The organism is Pedobacter sp. (genome assembly GCF_965227205.1).
In the GTDB taxonomy this organism is placed as follows: Bacteria; Bacteroidota; Bacteroidia; order Sphingobacteriales; family Sphingobacteriaceae; genus Pedobacter.
This window is the reverse complement of sequence record NZ_OZ245727.1, coordinates 1,543,650-1,567,711: the sequence shown is the minus strand read 5'-3', so window position 1 is coordinate 1,567,711 and position 24,062 is coordinate 1,543,650. Positions and strand designations below refer to the sequence as shown.

Genomic DNA, 24,062 nt, shown 5'->3' with positions numbered 1-24,062 from the left:
ATTAAACTATGCAGTCATCATTCGAAATAGATAAAAGCGACGTTGTAAAAGTTAAGAATGCAATCTTAGCTGGTGATGAAATCCTAAAAAAGGTTTTAGAGGAATACCATGCCTCAGAAATTGCAATTCTTTTTGAAAGATTAGATAAAAGTGAGCAGCAGCACATTATTAATTTGCTGCCTGCCGAAATTGCTTCGGAAATTATTTCGGAGATGGATGAAGAATCCCATCCTGAAGACTTGCTTTTTCAACTTCATCCAGATAAACGTACTGAAATTGTTGAAGAGTTAGATTATGATGATGCAACAGATATTATCTCGCAGCTCGAAGACCATGAGCAAAAGGAAATTCTGGAAGATTTACAGGATGAACACGCATCAGAAATACGAAATCTTTTAACCTACGACGAAAAAACTGCTGGTGGTTTAATGAATACAGAACTTATCTGTGTTAACATTAACCTCACTAAAAAAGATGCTATTGATGAAATTATTCGCCAAAGCGAAGAAATGGAAGAGTTTTACACCATTTATGTTGTAGATGACAGTGAAACTTTCAAAGGCATTGTTTCTTTAAAAGATATTATAAAGGCTAAACACGACGCGAAAATTACAGAATTAGTTTTTACTGATGCGGTTTATGTTTATCCGGGTACCGACCAGGAAGAAGTAGCTCAGTTAATTTCGCAATATAATTTAACCAGTATTCCGGTAATTGATGAAAATCAAAAACTTTTAGGACGGGTAACTTTCGATGATGTTATTGATGTAATGGAAGCTGAGAGTACAGAAGATATCTTAAAAATATCTGGTGTATCAGAAGATGAAGAATTAAGTGGTAATTGGGTTGAAGCGGTAAAATCTCGTTTGCCTTGGTTAATTATCAACCTTGGAACTGCATTTCTGGCTTCATCAGTCATCCGATATTTCGATCCAACGATTAAACTTATTCCATCACTAGCCGCTTACATGACAATTATCGCCGGTATGGGTGGGAATGCGGCAACTCAAGCTTTGGCTGTTACCGTTCGTCGTATTTCATTATATGATTTAAGTGATAACCAAGCTTACAGAACCGTTTTAAAAGAATTTACAGTTGGTTTGATAAATGGTGCAGCAAATGGTTTAATTGTATTTGCCTTTGCGTTTTTCTTTGATGGAAACCCAATGTTAGGTTTAGTGATTTTCTTAGCGATGACAGGCAACTTACTTATTGCAGGTATTACTGGTGCAAGTATTCCATTAGTATTAAAACGAGTAGGTATCGACCCGGCAATTGCTTCATCAATAATCATTACCACATTTACCGATGTTTTTGGCTTTATGCTAATACTAGGTTTGGCAAGTAAGCTCCTGCTTTAAGACCAATAGATTTTAAAATAGAAAAAGCAGACTAATAATCTGCTTTTTCTATTAGTTATGGCTTATATCGCCGTGACTCTTACTTCAATATTTCCTTTAGTTGCTTTTGAATAAGGGCAAGTTTTATGTGCCTTATCTGCAATTTTCTGAGCTTCCTCGGTAGTTATACCTGGAATATGAACATCCAAATCAGCTGATAAGCTAAAAACATTTCCATCTTTATTGAACGAAACTTGAACACTTACATTTGCTTCACTTGTATCAACACCTTCGTGTTCTGCAATAGAGCCTAAAGCACCTAAATAACACGCACCCCAAGCCGCTGCAAACAGTTGTTCAGGATTTGAAGCACCGCCTTGTCCACCAAGTTCCTTAGGTTTTCTTAATTCAAAATCCAATATGCCATCGCTCGATTTTATGTGTCCGTCACGTCCTCCAGTAGCTGTAACTTCAGCCGTATATAATTTTTCCATGATCTTACCTTTTAAGATAGACTAACAAAGAATTAAAAGCATTGTTTTAATATAATTTTAAGATTAAACGGCTAATTTTCGTGTAAAAAAGCTACAAATCGGTTTAAAATTAAAATCCACAATCATCATCTATACGTGCTAATTTCCAGCATCTTGACAACCATAAAAAGAGTGAAAATATTCCCAAAAGGAGTAAGACGTGTAAAATTTGCTTAAATTAGACTAACGAAATTAATTCGGATTTATTTAATAGATAATTTTGAGTTGTTAAGTTAATACAAACAAATCTCCCTAAAGTGAATTTTAAATTTATGACGATGCTCATCGTGGCTTGGATTGCCGCAACATCGAATTTGAATGCGCAATTGTGCCCAGAAAACATAGATTTTGAAAATAGCAATTTCGAAAAATTGGAAGATTTATAGTGGTTCTATTTCAACCACTTCCTTGAACCTTGATGATATCCCACAAGCAATATCTGGCAGACATACTATTATAAGCGACAAAGATGCAATTGACCCTTATGGTCAGTTCCCTATAATACCTAAAAATGCAGGTAATTACATTGTAAAATTGGGCAATAATGGTACTGGCGCACAGGCAGAAGGGGTTTCATATTTAATTAATGTTCCTGCAAATCGACCAGAGTTTACACTTACTTATCAATATGCTGTAGTTTTAGAAGACCCTAATCACCACGAAATAGAGCACAAGATTTATTGCCAGAGTTAAAGATGTTCAAACAAATCAATACATTTCGTGTGCATCTTACGAATATATTGCAACAGCGAACTTACCAGGATTTAAAAAATCGTACACCAATTCAATTGTAATTTATAAAGAGTGGACTCTTGTTACCCTTAACTTATCAGGTTATCAAGGTAAACAACTTGTACTAGAATTTATAACTACAGATTGTACTTTAGGTGGTCATTTTGGTTACGCTTATGTTGATGTGAACAGCTTATGCGGCGATTTAATTATTGGAAATACGTACTGTAAAAGTTCAGAGCAATTAACCGTATCTGGCCCGAGCGGTTTTCAAAGTTATAACTGGTATAATGAAACCAGAACAGTAAAATATGGAACAACACAATCTGTAGTAATTAAACCTACACCTCCTGATGGAAGCAAAATCATCTTAGATTTGGTACCATTTACAGGTTTCGGTTGCCCAAGTACCATCACAAGCGTAGTACAAAAGGTTGATTACCAACTTCAGCTTCGACCAAAAAACACAGTATGCGATGGAGCTATTATTGATTTATTATCAGATAGTTATATTTTAAACAAGCATCCAGATTTTTCATATTTCGTTTATGAGGATAAAGATTTAACAATTCCTATTATTAAGCCGATTACTGTAACTCAAAACAAAACGTACTACGTAAAGGCTACAAATTACAAAGGTTGCGAAAGTGTAGCCTCTATTGATATTTCGATGTTCGATTTAGCGTTTATGCAAATTATTAATCCGCCACAAGCTTGTTATACAGAAACTATTGACATTACCAAAGCAGAATTTTATACTGGAGATTTAACAAATACTGAGAGAGCATATTATACCAACCAAGAGGCTACAGCCACTCTTGCAAATCCAACAGCTATTAGTATGAGTGGAAGATATTATGTTAAAATAATATCAAATATAGGGTGTGTAAAAGTTCTTCCAATTGATGTTTTAATAAATTCTAAACCAAGTTTAAAAATCACAAATCCGGCAATTGCATGTTTCCCATCAAGTGTTAATATTACTGAAAAATCTATTTTTACAGGAAGTGATGCAGATCTAAAGTATTCTTTCTATCAAGATGAAGCTTTAAAACAGGAAGTGGCTAATCCAACCGCTGTAACCAATTCAGGAACCTATTACGTAAAAGCCATAAATAATCAAGGTTGCGTTGTTTCAGGAAAAATTGTTGTTGATATTAATGAGCCACCAATATTATCTATTAAAAATCCTGATGCTGTTTGCTATCCTTCCACTGTAGATATTACGGTTGCTGACTTGTACGAGGGAACTACCAATAACGTGAGATTTGAATATTTTAAGGATAAAGATTTATCAATAAAACTTAATCAACCTGGAAAGATAGCAGAAAGCGGAACCTATTATGTTAAAATTATTAATCCAAATGGGTGCTCAGTATCTGATAAAATAATTGTAACCATTAATAAATTACCAGTAATAGTTTTAAATCAGCCAAAGCCAATATTCGATCATGATTATATAGATTTAACCGCTGCTGAAATTGTTAAAGGAAGTAAAGATTTTGTAAAGGTAAATTATTTTACTGATGCAGCATTAACTATACCATTAGCAGAACCTAACAAAGTTAACAAAGCAGGTACATACTATATATCAATTGAAAATGATAGAGGATGCAGTATTTCAGCATCGTTAACACTTATTATTTTGCCGTCACCAAAAATTTTCGTTCCCACAGCATTCACTCCTCAAAAAAGCACAAATAATAGGCTTTATCCTTTTTTTACAAGTATTCAAAAATTAAGCAGTTTCAAAGTTTATAATAAATGGGGGCTGTTAGTTTACCAAACCGATAATATGTCTGCTGATGGTTGGGATGGACAGTTTAAATCAAGAATGCAACCATTAGAAACTTTTTCATGGTTTGCAGATGGCATTGATGCGTTAGGAGGGAAGTTTCAAACTAAAGGAAAAACTATATTAATACTATAATGTACAAAATTCAAATCACTCTATTTTTGTGCTTTATTACAGTTTTTAGTTCAGCACAAGACCCACGGTTTTCGCAATATTTTGCGGCTCCGCTTACATTAAACCCAGCTTACACTGGCTTTTTTGATGGTAATTACAGAATTGCTTTAAACACACGACAGCAATGGGGAAATCTTGGCGATCCATATAATACTTACAGCGTTTCAGGAGATTTAAAATTGATGAAGGATGAAAATTTCACTAATGCTGTTTTCAGCATCGGTTTAAGTGGTTTATTTGATGAATCATTTAACAAAGCACTTAAATCTCAGTACATTAATGCAAGTGCATCATATTATCAATATTTAGATGTGCTTCATCGTTTTAAGTTCGGTTTGGCGCCACAAATCTCTTATGTATCAAGATACTTAGATCATAATAGGCTCACCTTTGCCTCACAATTTACAGGGAGTGGTTTCGATCCATCAATGCCAAATTATTTAGATTTAGAAAATGATAGGTTATCTTATTTCGACTTAAACATAGGGTTAACTTTTTCGGCAGAATTTAATAGGTTTAGCGTTGTTGCCGGGTATGCTCATTATCATTTAACAAAACCTGTCGAAAGTTTTTTAGGAACCAATAATAAATCGGTACCTGCAAGAAGAACTTTAAATCTAAGTTTCTTATATCCCGTTAATAATTATGTTGATGCAAATTTTAGTGCTATATATAATTTTCAGGGCGTTATAAATGATAGAATTGTGGGAACCGTTATCGGATTGAAACCAAGCGAAGCCTCAAAAATAAAAATCAACACTGGTTTGTGGCATAATTTTAATGAATCATCCTTTATCCGTATTTGGGATTGGTTTATGGAAATGTAAGTGCTGGTATAAATTATACACTTTACGGAAATAAAATTTTGAGTTCAACACCACGCACCTACGAAATTTCCTTAATATATCGCCATAATAATTTTAAAGGCTATAAAGTACCTTGCCCTAATTTTTAAACCATGAAATCGTCCATTCTAATCTTTTTTTGCCTCTTTTTGGCTAAATTATGTTCGTCTCAAAGCGTAGTAAAAAACATAGATTATCAATACTATCGTGATGATAAAACATATTATGCTTTTGAGATTTATAGAAATCCAACTTCAACAGAAAGTCTGCTCTATTTAAATTTCTCTACTAACAAAGCTTTTAAAAAAGTAGAAAAAGTGTATTTACTGCAAGGAAGTAAGGAGCATAAATTAAAAATTAAGGTAAACGATAAAACTGCAAGTTCTGATAACCCTGAAGTTAAATTCTACTCACTGATAATTAATCCATCAGATTTTATTAGTGAAGATACAAGCTGCAACACAACAATTGTATTTAAACTTGATGATGGAGCAACATTCTCACTACCTTTTAATAAGTGTTTAATAACAGAAAGTTTAGCAAAGAATTAGATTTTTATCTTAACTGATAACTTGTAAACATCATAAGCCACTTTTTGAATAGAATCGAATTGTTCGGGAATTAAATCTTCACCAGTTACAACTTTCAAAGATGAATCACTTAATCTTATTAATGGTACGTTATCAATTGTAGTTTGTCTTTTCTCAAGATTTTCGATTGATGTATCGAGCAAATAAATGGTGTTGTTTGCAATGGGCTTTAAAGAGTCGAAGTTCTCTGTATGAAAATCGTGCTCTTTGTTGTAAAGCGATAACGTAGCTGTATAAGATGAAATAAGGTGACTTAATGCCGTAAATTGATGCACCTCTTTAATAAATAGTTGCTTACTCTTAGGTTCTGAAAACATTCTTTGAAAAAGAGATGCAAGATTAGCTGTACTTACATAAACCTCTTTTCGGGCTAACTTATATTCTGTTCGGTTATAGGTTTTATCAAAATACAGCTTTACAATTTGCTCAAAATATGCTTTGTTTGCTTTGAGTATATCAATCATTGCTTCTTTTAGTTTTTCATGTTCCCAAGTAGGGAAAAGCGAGTAACTTGCCAACAATGCAATGCCCGAACCGATAAATGTATCGTAAATCCTTTCTCTGGCTAAAGCAATAGAACCCATGCCTAAGAAATCGAACAGAATTAAAATATAAGGCGTCATAAATAAAACGCTTACAACATAATTTTTCCTTTGAAAACTGTAACAGCCAATCATACAGGATAATAGAATGCCGAAAAGCGTGTTTTTATCGTGTATGTAACTTACAACGCCCATCCCAATAAAAGCACCAATTGTAGTACCAATTAAACGCTGGTAATTTCTTTGTTTAGTTAAACTAAATCCTGGTTTAGATATTACCAGGATGGTCAATAAAATCCAGTAACTATGCGAAAAATTTAAGATTTGCGATACGATAAAGCCCAATAGCATAACCACTGTTACACGTAACGAATGTCTGAATGTAGATGAACTATAACTTAAATTCTCTGTAAATAACTTCCAGTCAAATTTTTGTCGGGTGATGAATTTTTCGGTATCAACCTCAGCTTTGCGAATATCTTTACTGTTTCTAAGTTTGAAATAACTGTTTATCGTTTTAACACGGGCAAGGATATTTTCGATGTTAACTTCTATGTTTTTTAAGGCGATGATTCCCGAAGTACTAAATTTCTGGTCGCTGTTATTTTTTTCGAAATGATTTATCTTAATCTTTAAACGTTCAATTTCTATTAATAAACGTTTTGAAATGGTTGGTTTACCACCGCTTTTTAAGGCGAAGGCAATATCATCCAAAGCATAAGAAATTCTTTTTATCGCCATCTCATAATCAGATAAAATTCCGGCAGAATCAAACTGCTCATGAAGTTGCTTGTAATTGTAATAGGTAGACATTACCTGCTCAAACAAATCAACCATATCCACGAAAACCAGCATCAAAAATCTACCTTCAGGTGTAGAATCTCTTATGATTTCTCTTGTCCTAAAAAGTAATTCTCTAACTGCATCTTGCTTTTCGTGAACGGAAACCTGTAGTTGCAATAAATCGGCATATGTTTTATCATAATTATTATTTCGATGATAAAACTTGGCTTTTTCGCGTAGAAACTCTGCAACCTCAAATATCGAATCGCTTAGCGATTGTTGCACTAACCTAAACGGACGCAATCTGTAAACAAAATAACTTAAAGCTGTGTACCAAATGCTGCCCGCTAAAATCATCAAACCATGGGTTAATACTTCTTGCCAAGGTCTTATATCATCAATACTTAATACAATTATAAGTAGGGTAGCGGTTCCGATAGATGCTGCTCTAATACCATATATGTAGAACATGCTGAAAACAAAACTCGAAGCGGTAAGTAAAAATCCGATGAAGAAATGATTTTTATTAGTTAATCCCGTTAAAATTGAAAATACAAAAATTAAAACCGTGGTAATCAGCATTGCATTTCTACGGTGAACCATTGGTCCCGGACTATCGACCACGCTTACACACAAGGCGCCAAGAGAAAGTGTCATTCCGTATTTTAACATTCCAAATTGCGCCAAAATTAAGGATGGAAGTAAAACACCAATGGTAATGCGTAACCCATCAGCAAAGTATGTGCTTAATAAAAAATCCTGAACACTTCTAATGGGTTGCTTAATCTGCATGTGTACAAAAATAACATATTTACAAGTGTTTTTGTTGAGGGATTTTTCATTACTTTTTCAATTTTCAGGCAGATTATCACTATTTATGAAATGTAGTTTTTAATTATTTTGTTAATAAGCTGATTATCAGACAATGTTAATAAGATTTAGGCAAACATCAAATTTAATCTACAAAGGCATATTTACCCAAAGATAACTGTTAATAACGCTGATTTTCAGGTTAATAACTTTGTTTATAAAATAATTGATTCAGCTATTGACAAATGTTCATTTCTGCACTAAATTAGATTATATCAAATACGGAGTAATTGAAAGTTTGAAATAGAGCATCCAAAAGAAAAAATTAACCGAAAGGATAAATTTTTCGGATACATCTAGTAAGGATATGATAGTTCTAAAGGGTTAAACCAGAAGAAAAAATAGAATGCCGAAAGGTTGATGTTTTAAATCAGAAGACTTAACAAACATTATTAAAGATAGTATTGTTCTATGGAATATCGCTATCGGAAATAATTTCTTAACGAGTTACAAAAGTTTGCAAAAACCAAGTAAAAACGGAGAAATTCAATTACAAATATTAGATACCTGACAAACAATTACGGTTGTTTTTAGGGTTAAACGGGGAACAGAATCGAAAGAAGACGGTCCCCGTTTTTTTTTGCGCTTTTTACAAAACTCGCCTTACAATCTTGCGCCTAAAACATTAAATTTACAAAATGGCTAAGAAAAGTAAATCAGATACAACTTCAAAAAAGATTTTCGTTTTAGATACTTCTGTTATTTTGTATGATCATGATGCAATTAATAACTTTCAGGAGCACTATGTAGCCATCCCAATTCAGGTTTTAGAAGAATTGGATAATTTTAAAAGCGGCAACGACACCCGAAATTTTGAAGCCAGAAGTTTTATCAGGTTAATTGATAATGTAGCAAAACAGAAATTAATAAGCAACTGGGTGCCACTGCAAAAGCCAAATACTGGAATGTTTAAAGTAATAATGGGCGAAAAACCTAAGCTTATAAATGCTGAGGATATTTACGGAAAAGGCAAAACAGATAATAAAATATTAAATGCAGCACTGATTTTAAAAGAAGAAAATCCTAATAAAAAGGTAATTCTTGTATCAAAAGATATTTGTTTAAGATTAAAGGCAAAAGCATTAGATGTAAATGCTGAAGATTATGAAACGGGCAAAATTAAAAACGTTGATGAGCTTTATGCCGGTAAAACGGAATTAAACAATTTCCCGGAAGATTTTATTGAAATGCTTAAAAGAAAAGAAGCTATCAATCTTGATGATTTGAATTTACCTGTTAAGAATGCGAATCATTTTTACATCCTTAAAAATAAGAGGAAAACCTTAAATATTTTCTACAATTACCACTTAAAAACGGTTACTACTGTAGCTAACGAATCTATTTTTAAAATTAAACCAAAAAATCCTGAACAAGCTTTTGCTATTGATGCCTTACTGAACCCAGATATTAAATTGGTAAGTATACAAGGCAATGCAGGTACAGGAAAAACACTTTTAGCTTTGGCAAGTGCACTAGAGCAACGTCGTGACTTTAGGCAAATTTACATCACCAGACCAATTGTATCGCTAAGCAATAAAGATATTGGTTTTCTTCCCGGCGATGCAAAATCGAAAACAGATCCTTTTATGGCGCCAATTTGGGATAACCTACGCTTTATAAAAGAACAGTTTAATGGAGATGAAAAGATGATTGCCAAAATTGATGAGCTAATCAATACAGAAAAAATTGCAATTGCACCGCTTGCATTTATAAGAGGGCGAACGTTGACAAAAATATTTTTCATTATAGATGAAGCGCAAAATTTAACACCACACGAGGTTAAAACCATCATTTCCAGGGCAGGAGAACACACCAAAATCGTATTTACTGGCGATATTTATCAAATCGACACGCCGTATCTCGATTCTGAAAGTAATGGCTTGAGTTACTTGATAGAGAATGCAAAAAACCATCCGTTATATGCGCATATTACCTTGCAAAAAGGGGAGCGGAGCGAACTAGCCAATCTTGCTAATGAATTACTTTAAATTACTATATTGCTTCAAAAAAATGTAAAAACTAACCTCTTCTACGCCAAATGTTCTCTTTATTTATTTTACTCGTAGGTATTCGTATGATGAATAAATACCTGGATACAGACGCTCAAAAACTAGCTTTAACTCAAAATCCGAATACAGAAAATGGTATTATAGAAAACTATTTCCCGATAATTTTTCATTCAACAATCATCATCTTAATTCTAATTTCTTGTTTCACGCCTGGAATTTTAAATGATGAAAGAATTCACGTTTTAATTGCAGATGGGGTATTTCAGTTTGTTAGCACCTTGCTGATTTTAATTATCGGAATAATAAATCCTTTCATATCATTCTCAGCAGAAACCAGGATGAAATTACAGGAAAAAGCAACAGAAACAGATTTCGAATGGATGAAGTGGTTTCTAAAAGATAAAAACTGGCAACTTCTTAAAGCATTTATCTGCATTTTAATTGTTGCTTATTTTATTCATAGTGGTTATTTGGTGATTCCAGATTTAAATCAAGGTCTACTATCTGGAATTACAGTTATGCTAATTTTGTTTTTTGTTTTTGGGAATATTGTTCAATTAATTAAAAATCCGGCTCTTTTTAAAAGTAAAACACTGTTCCGATTATCAATGCTTTACCGCTCATTCAAGCTTTCCTTTTTTATATCTCTTGGGTCGATAGCCGTAATATTCCTACTAACAGTATTATTAGACATGGATTTTGATAAACTAGTTAATGTTGGCGGAATAATTTTATTGGTTTACAATGTTGTAATGGCTTTTAACGAGTATAAAATATTAAAAGCCTACGATTAATGATATTTTCTTAAAGCTCTTATTGCGATAAACAAACCAATTAAGGTTAAAAACGCACTAAGAATAAAAGGCGCACCCGGAAAATAAAAAGGTGTTCCACTTTGTATAAAATATACAAAAATGTGACTCGCTAAAAATGGGCCAATAATGGCTGCAAGGCTTTGCAAACTTGTAGTAATGCCTTGAATTTCTCCCTGTGCATTCTCTGGCACTTGATTGGAAATTATACTTTGCATTGCTGGACCGCCAATTCCTGCTAAGCAATATGGAACAATAAACAGCATCATCATTAATCCATTAGCTGCAAATGCAAAACAGATGAAGCCGATTACATATAACATTAAACCAAAGTAAATTGCTTTTCTATTCCCAATTTTCGGGATAATAATTCTGATAAGTCCACCCTGAACGATTGCAACCATAACCCCAACAACAGCCAAAGAATAACCAATCATGGTAGGTGTCCATTGAAACTTTTCAATAACATAATAAGACCAATTTGATTGTACAGAATGACTGGCAATATATAACAGGAGTAAAGTTGCTAACAAGCCTAAAATTGCGGGATATTTCGAAGCATTTATAAACGATCCGATTGGATTTGCACGTTTCCAAGAAAAATCTCTTCTCTTTGCTTTTGATAAAGATTCAGGCAATATAAAGTAACCGTACAACCAATTCAACAAAGACAAGCCAGCTGCAACCATAAAAGGTACACGCAATCCAAAATGACTTAACAAACCTCCGCCAACTGAGCCCAAAATAAACCCTAAGCCAAATGCTGCTCCAACTAAACCGAAATTCTGTGCTTTCTTTTCAGGTGTAGATATATCGGCTATATATGCCATACCAGTTGTAAAGCTGGCTCCTGTAACTCCTGCTATAATTCTTCCAATAAAAAACCAAAAAATGGATGGTGCGAATGAAAGAAAAAGATAATCTATTCCTAAACCAAATAATGAAAACAATAATATTGGCCGTCTACCATACTTATCACTTAAACCACCTAAAATTGGAGAAAATATAAATTGGGGTAAAGCAAACGCAACCATTAGATAACCGCCATAATCGGCAGCCACACTAGTATCTCCTCCTGTGAACTCCTTTATTAAATCTGGCAAAACAGGTATGATAATTCCAAATCCAGTACAATCAATTAACAACGTTATCATAATAAAAATCATTGCCGATTGTCTTTGCTTTGCCATTATTATATCTAGATTATATTGCAAAAATATAACTTTAATTAACTTTAAGATGTTTGAGATCAAATCAATAATATTTCATATTTGTTGCTGAGTTTTAGATCCAATAAACATTTTCAAAAAAAAGCTTGAATACATGTTTAAGGGCTTTAAAAAATACATACACCTAAAACCTTTTCCAAAGCCTTAAAACTTTTCCACAATGCCTTATTTCGGCATATTTTTGTTAAATTCGCAAGGTTATAACAATACCTTTTTGAAATATCGTTTTTGATAACGAGAATAATAATTTATGGCAGAAGATTTAGAAAATCAACAAAACGACAAAATCATCCAAATTAATATAGAGGAGCAGATGAAATCGGCCTACATTGACTATTCAATGTCGGTAATTGTATCAAGGGCTTTGCCTGATGTACGCGATGGATTGAAACCGGTACACCGCCGTGTTTTATATGGTATGCTCGATCTTGGTGTTACAAGTAATAAACCACATAAAAAATCTGCCCGTATTGTAGGGGAGGTTTTAGGTAAATATCACCCACATGGTGATGCATCTGTTTACTTTACTATGGTACGTATGGCTCAAGATTGGAGTTTACGTTACCCGATGGTAGATGGACAAGGAAACTTTGGTCACATTGATGGTGACTCTCCGGCAGCAATGCGTTATACTGAGGCACGTTTCTCTAAAATTGCAGAGGAAATGCTTGCTGATATCAATAAAGATACTGTAGATTTTCAGTTAAACTTTGATGATACTTTACAGGAGCCAACGGTTTTACCAGCTAAAATTCCTAACCTTTTAGTTAACGGATCTAGCGGTATTGCAGTAGGTATGGCGACTAATATGGCGCCCCACAATTTAACTGAGTGTATTGATGGTATCGTAAATTACATCGATAACAGAGATATTACCATTGAGGAATTAATGAAGTTTGTAAAAGCTCCGGATTTCCCTACAGGTGGTATTATTTATGGTTATACTGGTGTGAAAGAAGCTTTTGAAACTGGACGTGGACGTATTGTTATGCGTGCTAAAGCAGAAATTGAAAACCTTAAAGACCGCGAAGTTATCATTGTTACAGAAATTCCTTATCAGGTTAATAAAGCACAAATGATTGAGCGTACTGCTGAATTGGTTGGCGAGAAAAAACTTGAAGGTATTTCTAACATTAAAGATGAATCTAACAAGGATGGTATTCGTATCGTTTACGAAATTAAACGTGATGCCAATGCTTCAATCGTTTTAAACAACTTATATAAGTACACCGCTTTACAAACATCTTTCAGTGTAAATAATATTGCGCTGGTAAAAGGTCGTCCGCAAATGTTAAATCTAAAAGATTTAATTGTACATTTTGTAGATCACCGCCATGATGTTGTTATTCGTAGAACAAAATATGAATTAGCAGAAGCTGAAAAACGTGCACACATTTTAGAAGGTTATTTAATTGCTTTAGACCATTTAGATGAAGTAATTAAATTAATTCGTGCGTCAGAAACTCCGGAAGAAGCTCGCGTAGGTTTAATGGAAAAATTCGGCTTAAGCGATATTCAAGCCCGTGCTATCCTTGATATGACTTTACGTCGTTTAACAGGACTAGAACGCGATAAGATTAAAGAAGAATATGCTGAGTTAATGAAAACCATCGAATATTTGAAATCTATTTTAGCAGATGAAGGTTTGCGTATGCAGATTATCAAAGATGAGCTGGAAGAAATTAAACAGAAATTCGGCGATGATCGTAAAACAACCATTGTTCATTCTGCTGAAGATATGAGCATGGAAGATTTCATCGATGATGAAGAAGTTGTAATTACGATTTCTCACGAAGGTTATGTTAAACGTACACCAGCAACAGAATTTAGAGCGCAGGGTAGAGGTGGAAAAGGTTCTAAAGGCAGCACATCAAGAAATGAAGATTTTATTGAGCATATGCTTGTTGCAACCAACCACAATTACATGTTATTCTTTACCGAAGCCGGAAGATGTTTCTGGTTAAGGGTATATGAAATTCCGGAGGGCTCTCGTACAAGTAAAGGTAGAGCCATCCAAAACATCATCAATATTCCAAAAGAAGAAAAAATTAAGGCATATATTAAGGTTAAAAATCTTAAGGACCAAGAATACCTAGAGAACAACTTTATTATAATGTGTACTAAACAAGGTACAATTAAGAAAACTTCTTTAGAAGCATATTCTCGTCCGCGTGTTAACGGTATTAATGCAATTAATATTAATGAGGGTGATGTATTATTAGAAGCATGTTTAACTAACGGACAAAGCGAAATTGTAATGGCATTGCGTTCTGGTAGAGCTATTCGTTTCAATGAAAGTACCGTTCGTCCGATGGGTAGAACAGCTACTGGAGTACGTGGAGTTAGACTAGCGCATGATAAAGATGAGGTTGTTGGCATGATTGCTGTAAACAATCCAGACGTTACTGTGTTAGTAGTATCAGAAAAAGGATACGGAAAACGTACAGACATTGAAGATTACAGAGTTACAAACCGTGGCGGTAAAGGTGTAAAAACCATTAATGTTACAGAAAAAACCGGACAATTAGTTTCCATTAAAGACGTTACTGATAGCGAAGATTTAATGATTATCAATCGTTCTGGTATCGTAATTAGAATTCCGGTATCTGCATTGAGAGTTATGGGACGTGCAACTCAGGGTGTTCGTTTAATATCTTTGAAAGGAGATGATGAAATTGCATCAGTAACAAAAATTGATCACGAAGAAGACGAGGAAGAAGTAGATTTAGAAAATGTAGTTGTAGTTGATGGCGAAGAGCTGGAAGCAGATGCAACTTCAGAAGCTGAAGACACGGAAGATGAAGCAGACACGGACGCTGAAGATGAAACAGAAGAAAATTAATCTAATTAAATAAGAACAGAATAATAATTTTATGAAAAAAATAGTTCTAAGTACAATTTTAGCAGGTGTAGTTAGTTTTGCATTTGCTCAAAAAGGAGAAGTAAACGAAGCAAAAAAAGCCTGGAGTGTTTTTCAAATCACCGGACAAGCTGCCGCAACACCTCTGGCTAAAAAACTAGAAACAATTGCCGCAGGTTTAGCACATACAGATAAAGCTATTGCTGATGAAAAATCAAAAATAATGCCTGAAGCTTGGTCTTACCGTGCACTATTCGCATCATCTGCAGCTTTACTTGATACTACTAATGTACAAAATGCTGATGCTCAGCTTAAAATTGCAACTGATGCAGTTGCTCAAGCTAAAACATTAGATACTAAAGGTGCAGAAAAAGATAACATCGCAACTGCTGAAACTAATATTGCAAACGCAGTTAGAAATGCAGGCGTTTTAGCTTATAACAAGAAAGATTTCAAAACAGCTTACGATAAATTTGTGCAGGCAACTGTTATTAACCCTACTGATACTTCTATGTATTTAAATGCTGGGGTTGCTGCGAGAAATTTAAACGATTACCCAAATACAATTAAACAATTTAAAAAGGTAATTTCTTTAAATGCACCACAAGCTAAAGATTTATATTCTGAATTGATTTCAATGTCTTTAGCACAACAAAAAGACACAACTGCAGCATTAGCTTTAATTCAAGAAGCTTCTGCTAAATATCCTGATGATGCTAATTTCATTAAATCTGAAACGCAAATTTACATTGATAGAGGAGATGGTGCTAAATCTGAGCAAATGTTAAACACTTTAGCATCAAAAGAGCCAAATAATCCAACTTATCAAGTATTATTAGGTAACGTATATTTCTCTCAGGCATTAAAATTACAAGATGCTAGAAATAAAATTGATGCTAAAAAGGTTAAGGAATTTAATGATGTAACCACGAAAATGAATGGTTTGTTAGAGAAATCGTTACCATATTATAAAAAGGCATTAGATTTAGATGCCAAAAACGTTGGTGCTTTAGAAACTTTGAAAACTATTTATGCTTTCAAAAATGATACTAAAAACTACGAAGATATTAAGAAACGTTTGGATGCACTTCCAAAACAATAATATTTAACATTGTAAAAAAAGAGCTTCGAAATTTCGAGGCTCTTTTTTTTATGTTTATTTTTACGCTTTACCATTTTAATATTCTATGCAAAAAATTTCAGCTTTATTATTCGCAACGCTAATTACGCTATCATTTAATACATTCGCTCAGAAAAGCCAAATGCTTATTGCAAGAAATGCCGTAGGTAAATTACAGGCATCTTTTGCAGGTAAAGAAGATTCAAAAAAACAGCTTGGAATAATTACTGAAGGATTAAAATCAATAGAATCGGCTGAAAAAGATAATAAAACTAAAAACTGGCCAGAAACATTTGCAATTAAATCGTACTTAACATCTTACGCTGCAATTATCGAAACTGATGGCACTGCATCTGATAAATACTTTGATTCTGCTGTTGATGCAATTAAAAAAGCTAAAGCATTAGAAAAATACGAAGATCCTGCTGGTTTAATAAAAGCATCTGAACACAATATTTTAATTAAAAAGCAGGAGCGAGGCAACTTAGCCTATTTTAATAACGATTTTAAAGAAGCATTGGAAGATTTAAGGGAAGTTAGCGATAAGTTTCCTGCAGATTCTACATTAGCTTTAAATACGGCAATTTGCGCTCAAAATGTTCAGCTTTACGATGAATCATTGAAATATTTTAAAAGAGCGAAGGATGACAGTATAAAAAATCCGGCTGTGTTTCAAAAAATGTCTCAACTATATGTTGCTAAATACGATAATGAAGCTGCAATTAAAGTATTGGAAGATGGTTTAAGTGTAAATCCATATAACCATTCTTTAACTAATGATTACATAAATCTTTTGCTCGATAATGAAAACTACGCGAAAGCATCATCACTTATCGAAAACAATCTAAAAGTTGAAAAAGGAAATAAGCTTTTGTTTTTTCTCTACGGATATTTGCAACAGGTTGGCGGAAATAATCCTACAGCAATTTTAGCATACAATAAAGCATTATCTACTGACCAGAATTATTTTGATGCACTTTACCAATTAGGTGTGGCTTACGTTAATACAGCAAACGATGCATTGAAGAAAAATGATGCAGATAAAAAAAATCAATATAGTTCGTTAATCAATAAAGCTCAGTTTGCATTGTTAAGAGCGAACGAAATCAATCCGAATGATAAAAAAGCTGTTCAGCTGTTAATAGAAATCTATTCTAGAAAAAATGCACAAGATAAGGTGCAGGATTTAAAACGTCGTTTACAAGAACTTTAAAGAACAATTAATAAAGACTATAACAGTGTAGGAGTAAATGTTAGAAATACCAACTTAACATAATATTAATTATAAGACATAAATAGTAATAATTAAATTCACTTAGTTTAATTGTTTGGCGGCTGAAATTACCAACGGTGGATTATCAGCAGCGTTTCCTTTGTTTAGTTTTAAAATTCCTTTTACAGAAACTGGTAAATATGTAAACTTTATTGGTTCTGCCATTTCAACTAAAACCATTATCGGAATGCCATTTTTTCCGCAAAAGAAACATTGATTTATTGGTAAAGTTGAAAGCATAAATTTAGTCTGCTTCATACCATCTTTAATTGGAACAATATAACCTTCTAATTCAAAAGCTTTATTCTCATGCTTTTTTATTTCAGCGTTATAAACTGCATACATTTCGGTTGGCTTAATGGTTTTGAAAGTTACATCGCCAATAATATCCCAATTTGGAGAATCTATCTGGTCGCTAAAATCGTGCTGTTGCGCACTAGCCTTAGACCCTATAAAAATTAATGCAATTAGAAATATTTTCTTCATTTGATGATATGGTAAACTAACTAACTTTTTCTGAACACGAAGCGCAAATCCCTGATGCTATCAGGTTTAAATTTTCAACTTTAAAACCTTTTGGAACATTAAATGCAGGAATTTTGATGCTATCTAAACAATAAACCTTTTGGCAATTATTGCAATTAAAATGAACGTGTTCGTCATGGTGTTCGTGTGCAGAACAGCCTTCAGAACAAATTGCATAATTCGCAGTGCCGTGGTTATCTAAAACTTTATGAATAATTCCTTTTTCTTCAAATGCTTTCAAAACCCGGTACAAAGTTACCCGATCAACAACTTTGCCCATAACTTGTTCTAAATATGGTTGTGAGGTTGCCGAATCTCTACTGCTTAAAATATCCAAAACCTGCAATCTTGGTCCGGTGCGTTTAAGTCCGTTCTTTATTAGCAGGTTTTCAAATCTTTCCGTGTTCTTCATTATAACACAAAAATAAGCAATTATATTATGATTTTGGCATTTTGAGGGATATCGGAGCCGCATAACTTGCATCCCTCCTTTCGAGTTTTAGTATTCCTGAAATTTTAATTGGCTTAGTTGTGAAGGATATAAACTTATCCATTTCTACCATAATCATGGCCGGAATACCGTTTTGTCCGCAGAAATAACATTGATTTATTGGCAAAGTAGCTAATAGAAATTTCTGCTGATTTGTACCTGCCTTAATCGGTATAAGATAACCGGTCAAATCAAACTGTTTGTTTTCAAACCGCTTAATAGATTCAGAAAATATTGGGAAAAGTTCGTTTTTCTCTGTTAATTCAAATTTGACAGAGCCAATAATATCCCAATTTAATGAGTGTAATTGGTCGTTAGCGTTATGTTGTTTATTAGCCTGAGCGTAGCTATTAAATCCACTGAAAATCAATAAGATAAATAATATTAACCTCATAACTGTACTGCATCAAGTAGAAAAAATTCAGAACGTTTATCGCCAGAATCGTTAACGATAATTTTGCCTCTTAGTTTTATTGGTTTGCTGGTGTAAATTATCGGATTACTCATTTTAACTTCAACCATAGATGGTATATCACCTGAACCACAGAAAGGACAAGATTCTATGGGTACAACTGATAGCATAAATTCAGAAAACTTATTTCCAACTTTAGTAGGAATGATGTAACCAGGCAACTCAATTACTTTATTATTCAAAGCTTTAAGCTCTGTAGGAAAGAACACTTTCCATTCTAAAGGCTTAACCTGTTTTTCGTACCTCAACCCTATCAAATTCCAGTATTTGGTACGCATATCTGTATGAACCTGAACTTGCGCACTTAATCTTTCACTACCAAAAAAGAGAAATAAAATGATTAATGGAAGTTTTAGAATAGAGTTTTTCATTTTGAAACTAATACAGCACTTAACAGAAAAAATTCACTTTGGTCGTTTCCAGAATCGTTAATAACAAATTTGCCTTTCAACTTTATTGGTTTATCCGTTATCGGTATTGGAGTGCTTGTGCTTACCTGTAACATCGCAGGTATATCTCCGGTTCCGCAATATGGACAAGATTCTACAGGTACAATGGAGAACATAAATTCTGTAAATTTCCGCCCCACTTTAGTTGGAATCATGTAGCCAGGCAACTCTATTGTCTTGTTATTTAAAGCTTTAAGCGGAGCAGGATATACACTGCCCCATTTGCCTGGACTTAATTCCTTATCATATCTTAAGCCGATAATATTCCAGGTAGAAGTTCTTAAGTCTTTATGTACTTTAACTTGAGATTTAACCTCACTAAACCTTAAATATAAAGCACTTATCGCTATAAACAACACTGCCCTTTTCATCTATCTATCTTTTGAAAGTGTATTAGCAATATCAACACGGTAAGTTTGTAATGCTGGAATAATCGAGGCTACAATTCCGATTAGTAATCCGGCTAGAAGCAAATAAAGTTCTTCAGTTACAAAATAAAAACCTGTTAATTTAGCTTGAGATGATTCCTGATATTTACCAATAATTTCGAGTGCAAAATGGCCAATTAGTAACCCGATTACCGCACCAACAATAGTAATTAATAGTCCTTCCAACATCACCAAAAAGAATAATTTTAGTTTTGATGCACCAAGACAACGCATTATCGCCAAGTCGTATTTTTTTTCTTTCATAGAATTGTACAGACTTATAAATACGCTCAACGCAGAAATTGCCATGATTAATAAAGCAAACCATCTTAATGTATCAATTCCAACGCCAATTAGTGAAAACAATCTAGCGCTTTCCATTGCTGGAGAAGCGGCTTGCATATTTGTACTTTGGTTAACCATTCGTGGAAATATCACCACCGACATTGGCGAACGGTACTGAATTAAAATTGAAGTAATTTCTTTATTATCTATTTCATGTTCAGATTCTTCATGATGTTCCTCGTGTTCATCTTCTGTGGCATGCATTTTATATACGCTGCCAATGTTTGTTAGAATTAAATTATCTGTTACATTATTTTGTTGTTTCAGAATGCCTTTAACTACATAAGCATTGTTTTTATGGGTATCGCCGTTATCACTTAAACCATGAGCACCAAAAAACTTATCTCCAACTTTCAAATTCGCTTCTCTGGCTACAGAACTACCAATCGTAGCTTCTAAATCTTTAGTCCAAAAGCTTCCTTTGTCTATTTTTAAGCCATATAATCCTGTAAATGTAGTATCTGTACCAACAATTCTATAACCATCATAATTATCGCCCAAAGCCAAAGGAACTGCCCTTTTAACTAGTGGATTTTGCATAAGCTCTTGAGCATCTTTCGCCGGAATGTTACCCGTAGGAAAATCTATATGATAAATACTGCTTAGAATTAATTGCAAAGGACTCCCCTTTGCACCAACAACCAAATCTATATCTTTTGCGTTTTGCTCTAATTTATTGCCAATTTGAGTTGAGGCTAGAAATAAAATCGAAAGTATTCCAACACCAAAGGCAACTAATAATACATTTAAAATGGCTGTTAGCTTATTTCTGAAGATGTTTTTGCTACTTATTTTGAGGATGTTCATTACAGTAAATAAGCTTTTGAGATGTGGTTACGAACGCGTTGATCATGAGTAGCGATGATTAAAGCTGCATTATTATTTTTTGCCTGAGCAGTTAACATTTCTAATACCTGAACAGTATTTTCATCATCTAAACTGGATGTCGGCTCATCGGCAATTAAAAGAGTTGGCTTGTTCACTAAAGCCCTTGCCACAGAAACTCGTTGAAGTTGCCCCTGACTAAGTTCATCAGGATAACTATCTGTCTTTTCTGATAATCCTAAATCTTTCAAAATAGAATTGATATGTAATTTATCAAATTTACAACCAGCCATGGAAGCTGCAATTTCCAGATTCTCTAACACGGTTAAGGATCTTATTAAATGAGGTCTTTGAAAAACTATGCCTATTTTTTGACCTCTGAACTTGTCCATATTCCGGGTTGATAAATTATAAAGACTTACTTCATCAAACTTTACTAATCCTTCTGTTGGCTTTAATAAACCTGAAATAATATTAAGTAAAGTACTTTTTCCACTGCCCGAAGCACCTAAAAGCAACCATTGTTCTTTGTCTTCAATAGTCCAATCGGGAAATACTATTTTTTGCCCTTTAGGATATTGGTGTGAAATAGAATTCAGATTAATCATTCAACTTTTTTATTAAAATCGGCTTTGCCTGATTATTGATTAAATTTTTAATTGCATACCTTCTGTAAAGCTCTGTTGCATTATTAGTACCATGTTTACAAGATGGATTAAGCATTGCTATAAAAGCTAAAGAAAAAGCGAATAGCATTTTACTTTTGTTCTTCATGCGTTACAAATATATAGTTTAATTAAAAAGCAGCGTTGCTGTATTAAGATGGTTACCGTTAATGGTTGTGCTTTATGTTGCAGGATTTTAAAAGTTTCAGGTTAACAAAATGTGCTATCGAGATAACAATTCCACCGATTGGTATTAAAATTGGCTCTAAAAAATCGTTGCCTGAAAAATGACCGAAAGCAATCAATGCAAAACCAGCTATCAAAATGAATATGGGAGCTATTTTATGATGATTTTTCTTAAATGATGAGCCAAAAGACCAGATTCCTAAAAATAAAGAAAGTGAAATCATGCCAATTTCTACCCATTCGTTAGCTAAAAAGCTTAAGCCCCACAAAGGCAAAAATGTAATTAAAAGTGGTATCATAGCACAATGAATGGCACAAAGTACGGATGCGGTAATGCCTAAACTGTCTAAATTTACTGGAGATTTTAAAAGCTTCATACGAAATAAATTATAGTGCAAATATAAAAGCAATAATGTTGCATTTATAATTTAATTGAAAATAATATCATTCTGGTTATTTTACAGAATTTTTTGATTTTAATTTATTTTAATAATATGTATGATAATTATTCATTCGAAGAAGCCACAAAACTTCAAATTGAACTGGCAACCAGACTAAAATTTGAAAGTGTAAATGGCGTATCAACAATAGCAGGCGCTGATATTTCTTTTAATAAGGATAGCTCTACAATGTATGCTGCAATTGATATTTTATCTTTCCCTGATTTAATTTTGCAAGCTTATGCGCTAGAAACTTTCGAGACAACGTTCCCTTACAAAGCTGGCTTTTTAGGTTTTAAGGAAGTTCCGGCGTTATTAAAAGTTTGGGATTTAATTATTGAAAAACCTGATGTGGTTGTTTTAGACGGAAACGGAATTCTTCATCCACGCAGAATGGGTGTCGCTTCTCATTTTGGAATTTTAGCTAATCAATCTACAATCGGTTGCGCCAAAAGTTTGCTTTATGGCAAAAATCATTTACCAGAAAATTCAAAATACAGCACTGAAGAGATTAAGAATAATCAGGAATTTTTAGGTTACGCACTTAGAACCAAAGTAAACTGTGCTCCTGTTTACATATCAGCCGGGCACTTAATTACTCAACAGCAAAGCATCGATATAATGAAAAAGTGCATTGGAAATTATAGAATTCCGGAACCTACCCGAATTGCACATGAAATTGTCAATCAATTTAGGTTAGGGAAATTGGAAAAAGGCTTTCACAAGGTTCAATTACCATTAACTTTATTCTAAACCCAATTAATACCTTTCTTCAGAAACTGGATGGTTTTATATTCATCAGAACCAATTTCAGGCTGAACATTATATCCCCAATTTGCTTGCGGAGGCAAACTCATTAAGATAGATTCAATTCTTCCGTTAGTTTCTAAACCAAACTTAGTTCCAGAATCGTAAACCAGATTAAATTCAACGTACCTGCTTCTACGCTGATATTGCCACTCTTTCTGTAGTTCAGTAAATTCCTTTTCGCGGTTTCTATCAATAAGTTCTGTATAAATTGGCAGAAAGGTTTCACCAATGTTTACCGAGAAATCAAGAATTTCTTCCCAGGATAAAGAAGTGTTTTCAGGCTTTAAACGGTCGTAAAATATCCCACCAATGCCTCTGCTTTCTTCACGGTGTTTGATAAAGAAATAATCATCTGCATGGTTTTTAAACTTTGGATAAAAGTCTAAATTAAAATCATCGCAAGCCTGTTTTAGCTTATGGTGAAAAAACCTTGCATCGTTTTCAAAAACATAATGTGGCGTTAAATCTATACCTCCACCAAACCATCTGGTTTCTTCGTTTAATTCAAAATAACGAATATTCATGTGGATTATGGGAACCAATGGATGATTTGGGTGAATTACAATTGATACACCAGTGGCGAAAAAATCATCTTCGGTTACATTAAATGCTTTTTTTACCGCTTCCGGAAGTTTGCCATAAACAGCAGAAAAATTAACACCACCTTTTTCGATTATTGCACCATTTTGCATAATGCGAGTGCGTCCTCCCCCTCCTCCGTTGCGTTCCCAAAGTTCTTCCTGAAATTTGCCTTTTCCATCTGCTATTTCTAACCCACGGCAAATTTCATCCTGTATCAATTTATATCGCTCTGCTACCTCTTCTTTAAACATGGCTTCTTTATGTAATTCTATAGCAAATTTAAGGCTATTACATTAGTATCGCCTATTTATGTTTAGATAGTACATTTTATTGACAGT

24 protein-coding genes are annotated in these 24,062 nt (G+C 33.6%); 11 read left to right on the top strand and 13 right to left on the bottom strand.

Annotated features, from left to right (window positions below; translation table 11 throughout):
• Positions 1 to 8: 8 nt before the first annotated feature.
• Positions 9 to 1,361, top strand: coding sequence for a magnesium transporter (mgtE, locus tag ACO05K_RS06765; RefSeq protein ID WP_421943687.1), 1,353 nt, complete (start codon positions 9 to 11; stop codon positions 1,359 to 1,361).
• A gap of 62 nt (positions 1,362 to 1,423) precedes the next feature.
• On the opposite strand, the gene ACO05K_RS06760 is transcribed toward mgtE, so the two are convergent.
• Entirely contained in the window at positions 1,424 to 1,834 is a 411-nt protein-coding gene (locus ACO05K_RS06760) for an organic hydroperoxide resistance protein (RefSeq protein ID WP_421943686.1), read from the bottom strand.
• A 387-nt stretch (positions 1,835 to 2,221) separates the two neighbouring features.
• Here ACO05K_RS06760 and ACO05K_RS06755 point away from each other — a divergent pair, with 387 nt between their 5' ends.
• The 4 genes from ACO05K_RS06755 to ACO05K_RS06740 all read left to right on the top strand — a co-directional run bounded on the left by ACO05K_RS06755 (position 2,222) and on the right by ACO05K_RS06740 (position 5,970).
• Complete coding sequence (locus ACO05K_RS06755; RefSeq protein ID WP_421943685.1) at positions 2,222 to 2,566, top strand: hypothetical protein; 345 nt, start codon at positions 2,222 to 2,224, stop codon at positions 2,564 to 2,566.
• Positions 2,567 to 2,789: 223 nt separating this feature from the next.
• Complete coding sequence (locus ACO05K_RS06750) at positions 2,790 to 4,535, top strand: hypothetical protein (protein ID WP_421943684.1); 1,746 nt, start codon at positions 2,790 to 2,792, stop codon at positions 4,533 to 4,535.
• Complete coding sequence (locus ACO05K_RS06745; RefSeq protein ID WP_421943683.1) at positions 4,535 to 5,401, top strand: PorP/SprF family type IX secretion system membrane protein; 867 nt, start codon at positions 4,535 to 4,537, stop codon at positions 5,399 to 5,401. Before ACO05K_RS06750 ends, ACO05K_RS06745 begins: the two co-directional genes overlap by 1 nt.
• A 131-nt stretch (positions 5,402 to 5,532) precedes the next feature.
• Positions 5,533 to 5,970 carry a hypothetical protein gene (locus ACO05K_RS06740; protein WP_421943682.1) on the top strand — a complete coding sequence of 146 codons (438 nt, stop codon included), beginning with the start codon at positions 5,533 to 5,535 and terminating at the stop codon, positions 5,968 to 5,970.
• Here the strand turns inward: ACO05K_RS06740 and ACO05K_RS06735 are convergent.
• On the bottom strand, positions 5,967 to 8,126 hold the full coding sequence (locus tag ACO05K_RS06735; protein ID WP_421943681.1) for an FUSC family membrane protein: 2,160 nt from the start codon (positions 8,124 to 8,126) through the stop codon (positions 5,967 to 5,969). The two genes, ACO05K_RS06740 and ACO05K_RS06735, sit on opposite strands and share 4 nt — an antisense overlap.
• 716 nt (positions 8,127 to 8,842) lie before the next feature.
• On the opposite strand from ACO05K_RS06735, the gene ACO05K_RS06730 reads away from it, so the two are divergent.
• The gene (locus ACO05K_RS06730) at positions 8,843 to 10,192 is read left to right on the top strand and encodes a PhoH family protein (protein ID WP_421943680.1); all 1,350 of its coding nucleotides are present in this window, start codon (positions 8,843 to 8,845) and stop codon (positions 10,190 to 10,192) included.
• 50 nt (positions 10,193 to 10,242) lie between these two features.
• Positions 10,243 to 11,007: a hypothetical protein gene (locus tag ACO05K_RS06725; RefSeq protein WP_421943679.1), complete on the top strand. Its 765-nt coding sequence runs from the start codon at positions 10,243 to 10,245 to the stop codon at positions 11,005 to 11,007.
• Here the strand turns inward: ACO05K_RS06725 and ACO05K_RS06720 are convergent.
• Positions 11,004 to 12,215: a TCR/Tet family MFS transporter gene (locus ACO05K_RS06720; RefSeq protein ID WP_421943678.1), complete on the bottom strand. Its 1,212-nt coding sequence runs from the start codon at positions 12,213 to 12,215 to the stop codon at positions 11,004 to 11,006. The genes ACO05K_RS06725 and ACO05K_RS06720 overlap by 4 nt on opposite strands.
• 289 nt (positions 12,216 to 12,504) lie before the next feature.
• On the opposite strand from ACO05K_RS06720, the gene gyrA reads away from it, so the two are divergent.
• The 3 genes from gyrA (at position 12,505) to ACO05K_RS06705 (ending at position 17,447) form a co-directional block, all read left to right on the top strand.
• Positions 12,505 to 15,096 (top strand): DNA gyrase subunit A, encoded by a 2,592-nt coding sequence (gene gyrA / locus ACO05K_RS06715; RefSeq protein WP_421943677.1) that lies wholly within the window; start codon positions 12,505 to 12,507, stop codon positions 15,094 to 15,096.
• Between the two features lie 31 nt (positions 15,097 to 15,127).
• Complete coding sequence (locus tag ACO05K_RS06710; RefSeq protein WP_421943676.1) at positions 15,128 to 16,216, top strand: tetratricopeptide repeat protein; 1,089 nt, start codon at positions 15,128 to 15,130, stop codon at positions 16,214 to 16,216.
• An 85-nt stretch (positions 16,217 to 16,301) separates the two neighbouring features.
• The gene (locus ACO05K_RS06705; RefSeq protein ID WP_421943675.1) at positions 16,302 to 17,447 is read left to right on the top strand and encodes a tetratricopeptide repeat protein; all 1,146 of its coding nucleotides are present in this window, start codon (positions 16,302 to 16,304) and stop codon (positions 17,445 to 17,447) included.
• Between the two features lie 102 nt (positions 17,448 to 17,549).
• Here the strand turns inward: ACO05K_RS06705 and ACO05K_RS06700 are convergent, their stop codons facing one another.
• The 9 genes from ACO05K_RS06700 to ACO05K_RS06660 are packed head-to-tail and all read right to left on the bottom strand — an operon-like array spanning position 17,550 to position 22,269.
• Positions 17,550 to 17,993, bottom strand: a complete 444-nt coding sequence (locus ACO05K_RS06700) for a hypothetical protein (RefSeq protein WP_421943674.1) — start codon at positions 17,991 to 17,993, stop codon at positions 17,550 to 17,552.
• 16 nt (positions 17,994 to 18,009) lie between these two features.
• On the bottom strand, positions 18,010 to 18,444 hold the full coding sequence (locus ACO05K_RS06695) for a Fur family transcriptional regulator (protein WP_421943673.1): 435 nt from the start codon (positions 18,442 to 18,444) through the stop codon (positions 18,010 to 18,012).
• Between the two features lie 25 nt (positions 18,445 to 18,469).
• The gene (locus ACO05K_RS06690) at positions 18,470 to 18,916 is read right to left on the bottom strand and encodes a hypothetical protein (protein WP_421943672.1); all 447 of its coding nucleotides are present in this window, start codon (positions 18,914 to 18,916) and stop codon (positions 18,470 to 18,472) included.
• Entirely contained in the window at positions 18,913 to 19,365 is a 453-nt protein-coding gene (locus ACO05K_RS06685) for a hypothetical protein (RefSeq protein ID WP_421943671.1), read from the bottom strand. Before ACO05K_RS06685 ends, ACO05K_RS06690 begins: the two co-directional genes overlap by 4 nt.
• Positions 19,362 to 19,814, bottom strand: a complete 453-nt coding sequence (locus tag ACO05K_RS06680) for a hypothetical protein (RefSeq protein WP_421943670.1) — start codon at positions 19,812 to 19,814, stop codon at positions 19,362 to 19,364. The genes ACO05K_RS06685 and ACO05K_RS06680 overlap by 4 nt, the downstream gene beginning before the upstream one ends.
• Complete coding sequence (locus ACO05K_RS06675; RefSeq protein ID WP_421943669.1) at positions 19,815 to 21,023, bottom strand: ABC transporter permease; 1,209 nt, start codon at positions 21,021 to 21,023, stop codon at positions 19,815 to 19,817.
• Positions 21,023 to 21,649 (bottom strand): ABC transporter ATP-binding protein, encoded by a 627-nt coding sequence (locus ACO05K_RS06670; RefSeq protein ID WP_421943668.1) that lies wholly within the window; start codon positions 21,647 to 21,649, stop codon positions 21,023 to 21,025. Before ACO05K_RS06670 ends, ACO05K_RS06675 begins: the two co-directional genes overlap by 1 nt.
• The gene (locus ACO05K_RS06665; RefSeq protein ID WP_421943667.1) at positions 21,642 to 21,815 is read right to left on the bottom strand and encodes a hypothetical protein; all 174 of its coding nucleotides are present in this window, start codon (positions 21,813 to 21,815) and stop codon (positions 21,642 to 21,644) included. Before ACO05K_RS06665 ends, ACO05K_RS06670 begins: the two co-directional genes overlap by 8 nt.
• Positions 21,816 to 21,873: 58 nt before the next feature.
• Positions 21,874 to 22,269, bottom strand: a complete 396-nt coding sequence (locus ACO05K_RS06660) for a MerC domain-containing protein (protein WP_421943666.1) — start codon at positions 22,267 to 22,269, stop codon at positions 21,874 to 21,876.
• Positions 22,270 to 22,386: 117 nt separating this feature from the next.
• On the opposite strand from ACO05K_RS06660, the gene ACO05K_RS06655 reads away from it, so the two are divergent.
• On the top strand, positions 22,387 to 23,085 hold the full coding sequence (locus tag ACO05K_RS06655) for an endonuclease V (protein WP_421943665.1): 699 nt from the start codon (positions 22,387 to 22,389) through the stop codon (positions 23,083 to 23,085).
• On the opposite strand, the gene hemF is transcribed toward ACO05K_RS06655, so the two are convergent.
• The gene (hemF, locus tag ACO05K_RS06650) at positions 23,082 to 23,975 is read right to left on the bottom strand and encodes an oxygen-dependent coproporphyrinogen oxidase (protein WP_421943664.1); all 894 of its coding nucleotides are present in this window, start codon (positions 23,973 to 23,975) and stop codon (positions 23,082 to 23,084) included. The genes ACO05K_RS06655 and hemF overlap by 4 nt on opposite strands.
• Between the last annotated feature and the right edge of the window lie 87 nt (positions 23,976 to 24,062).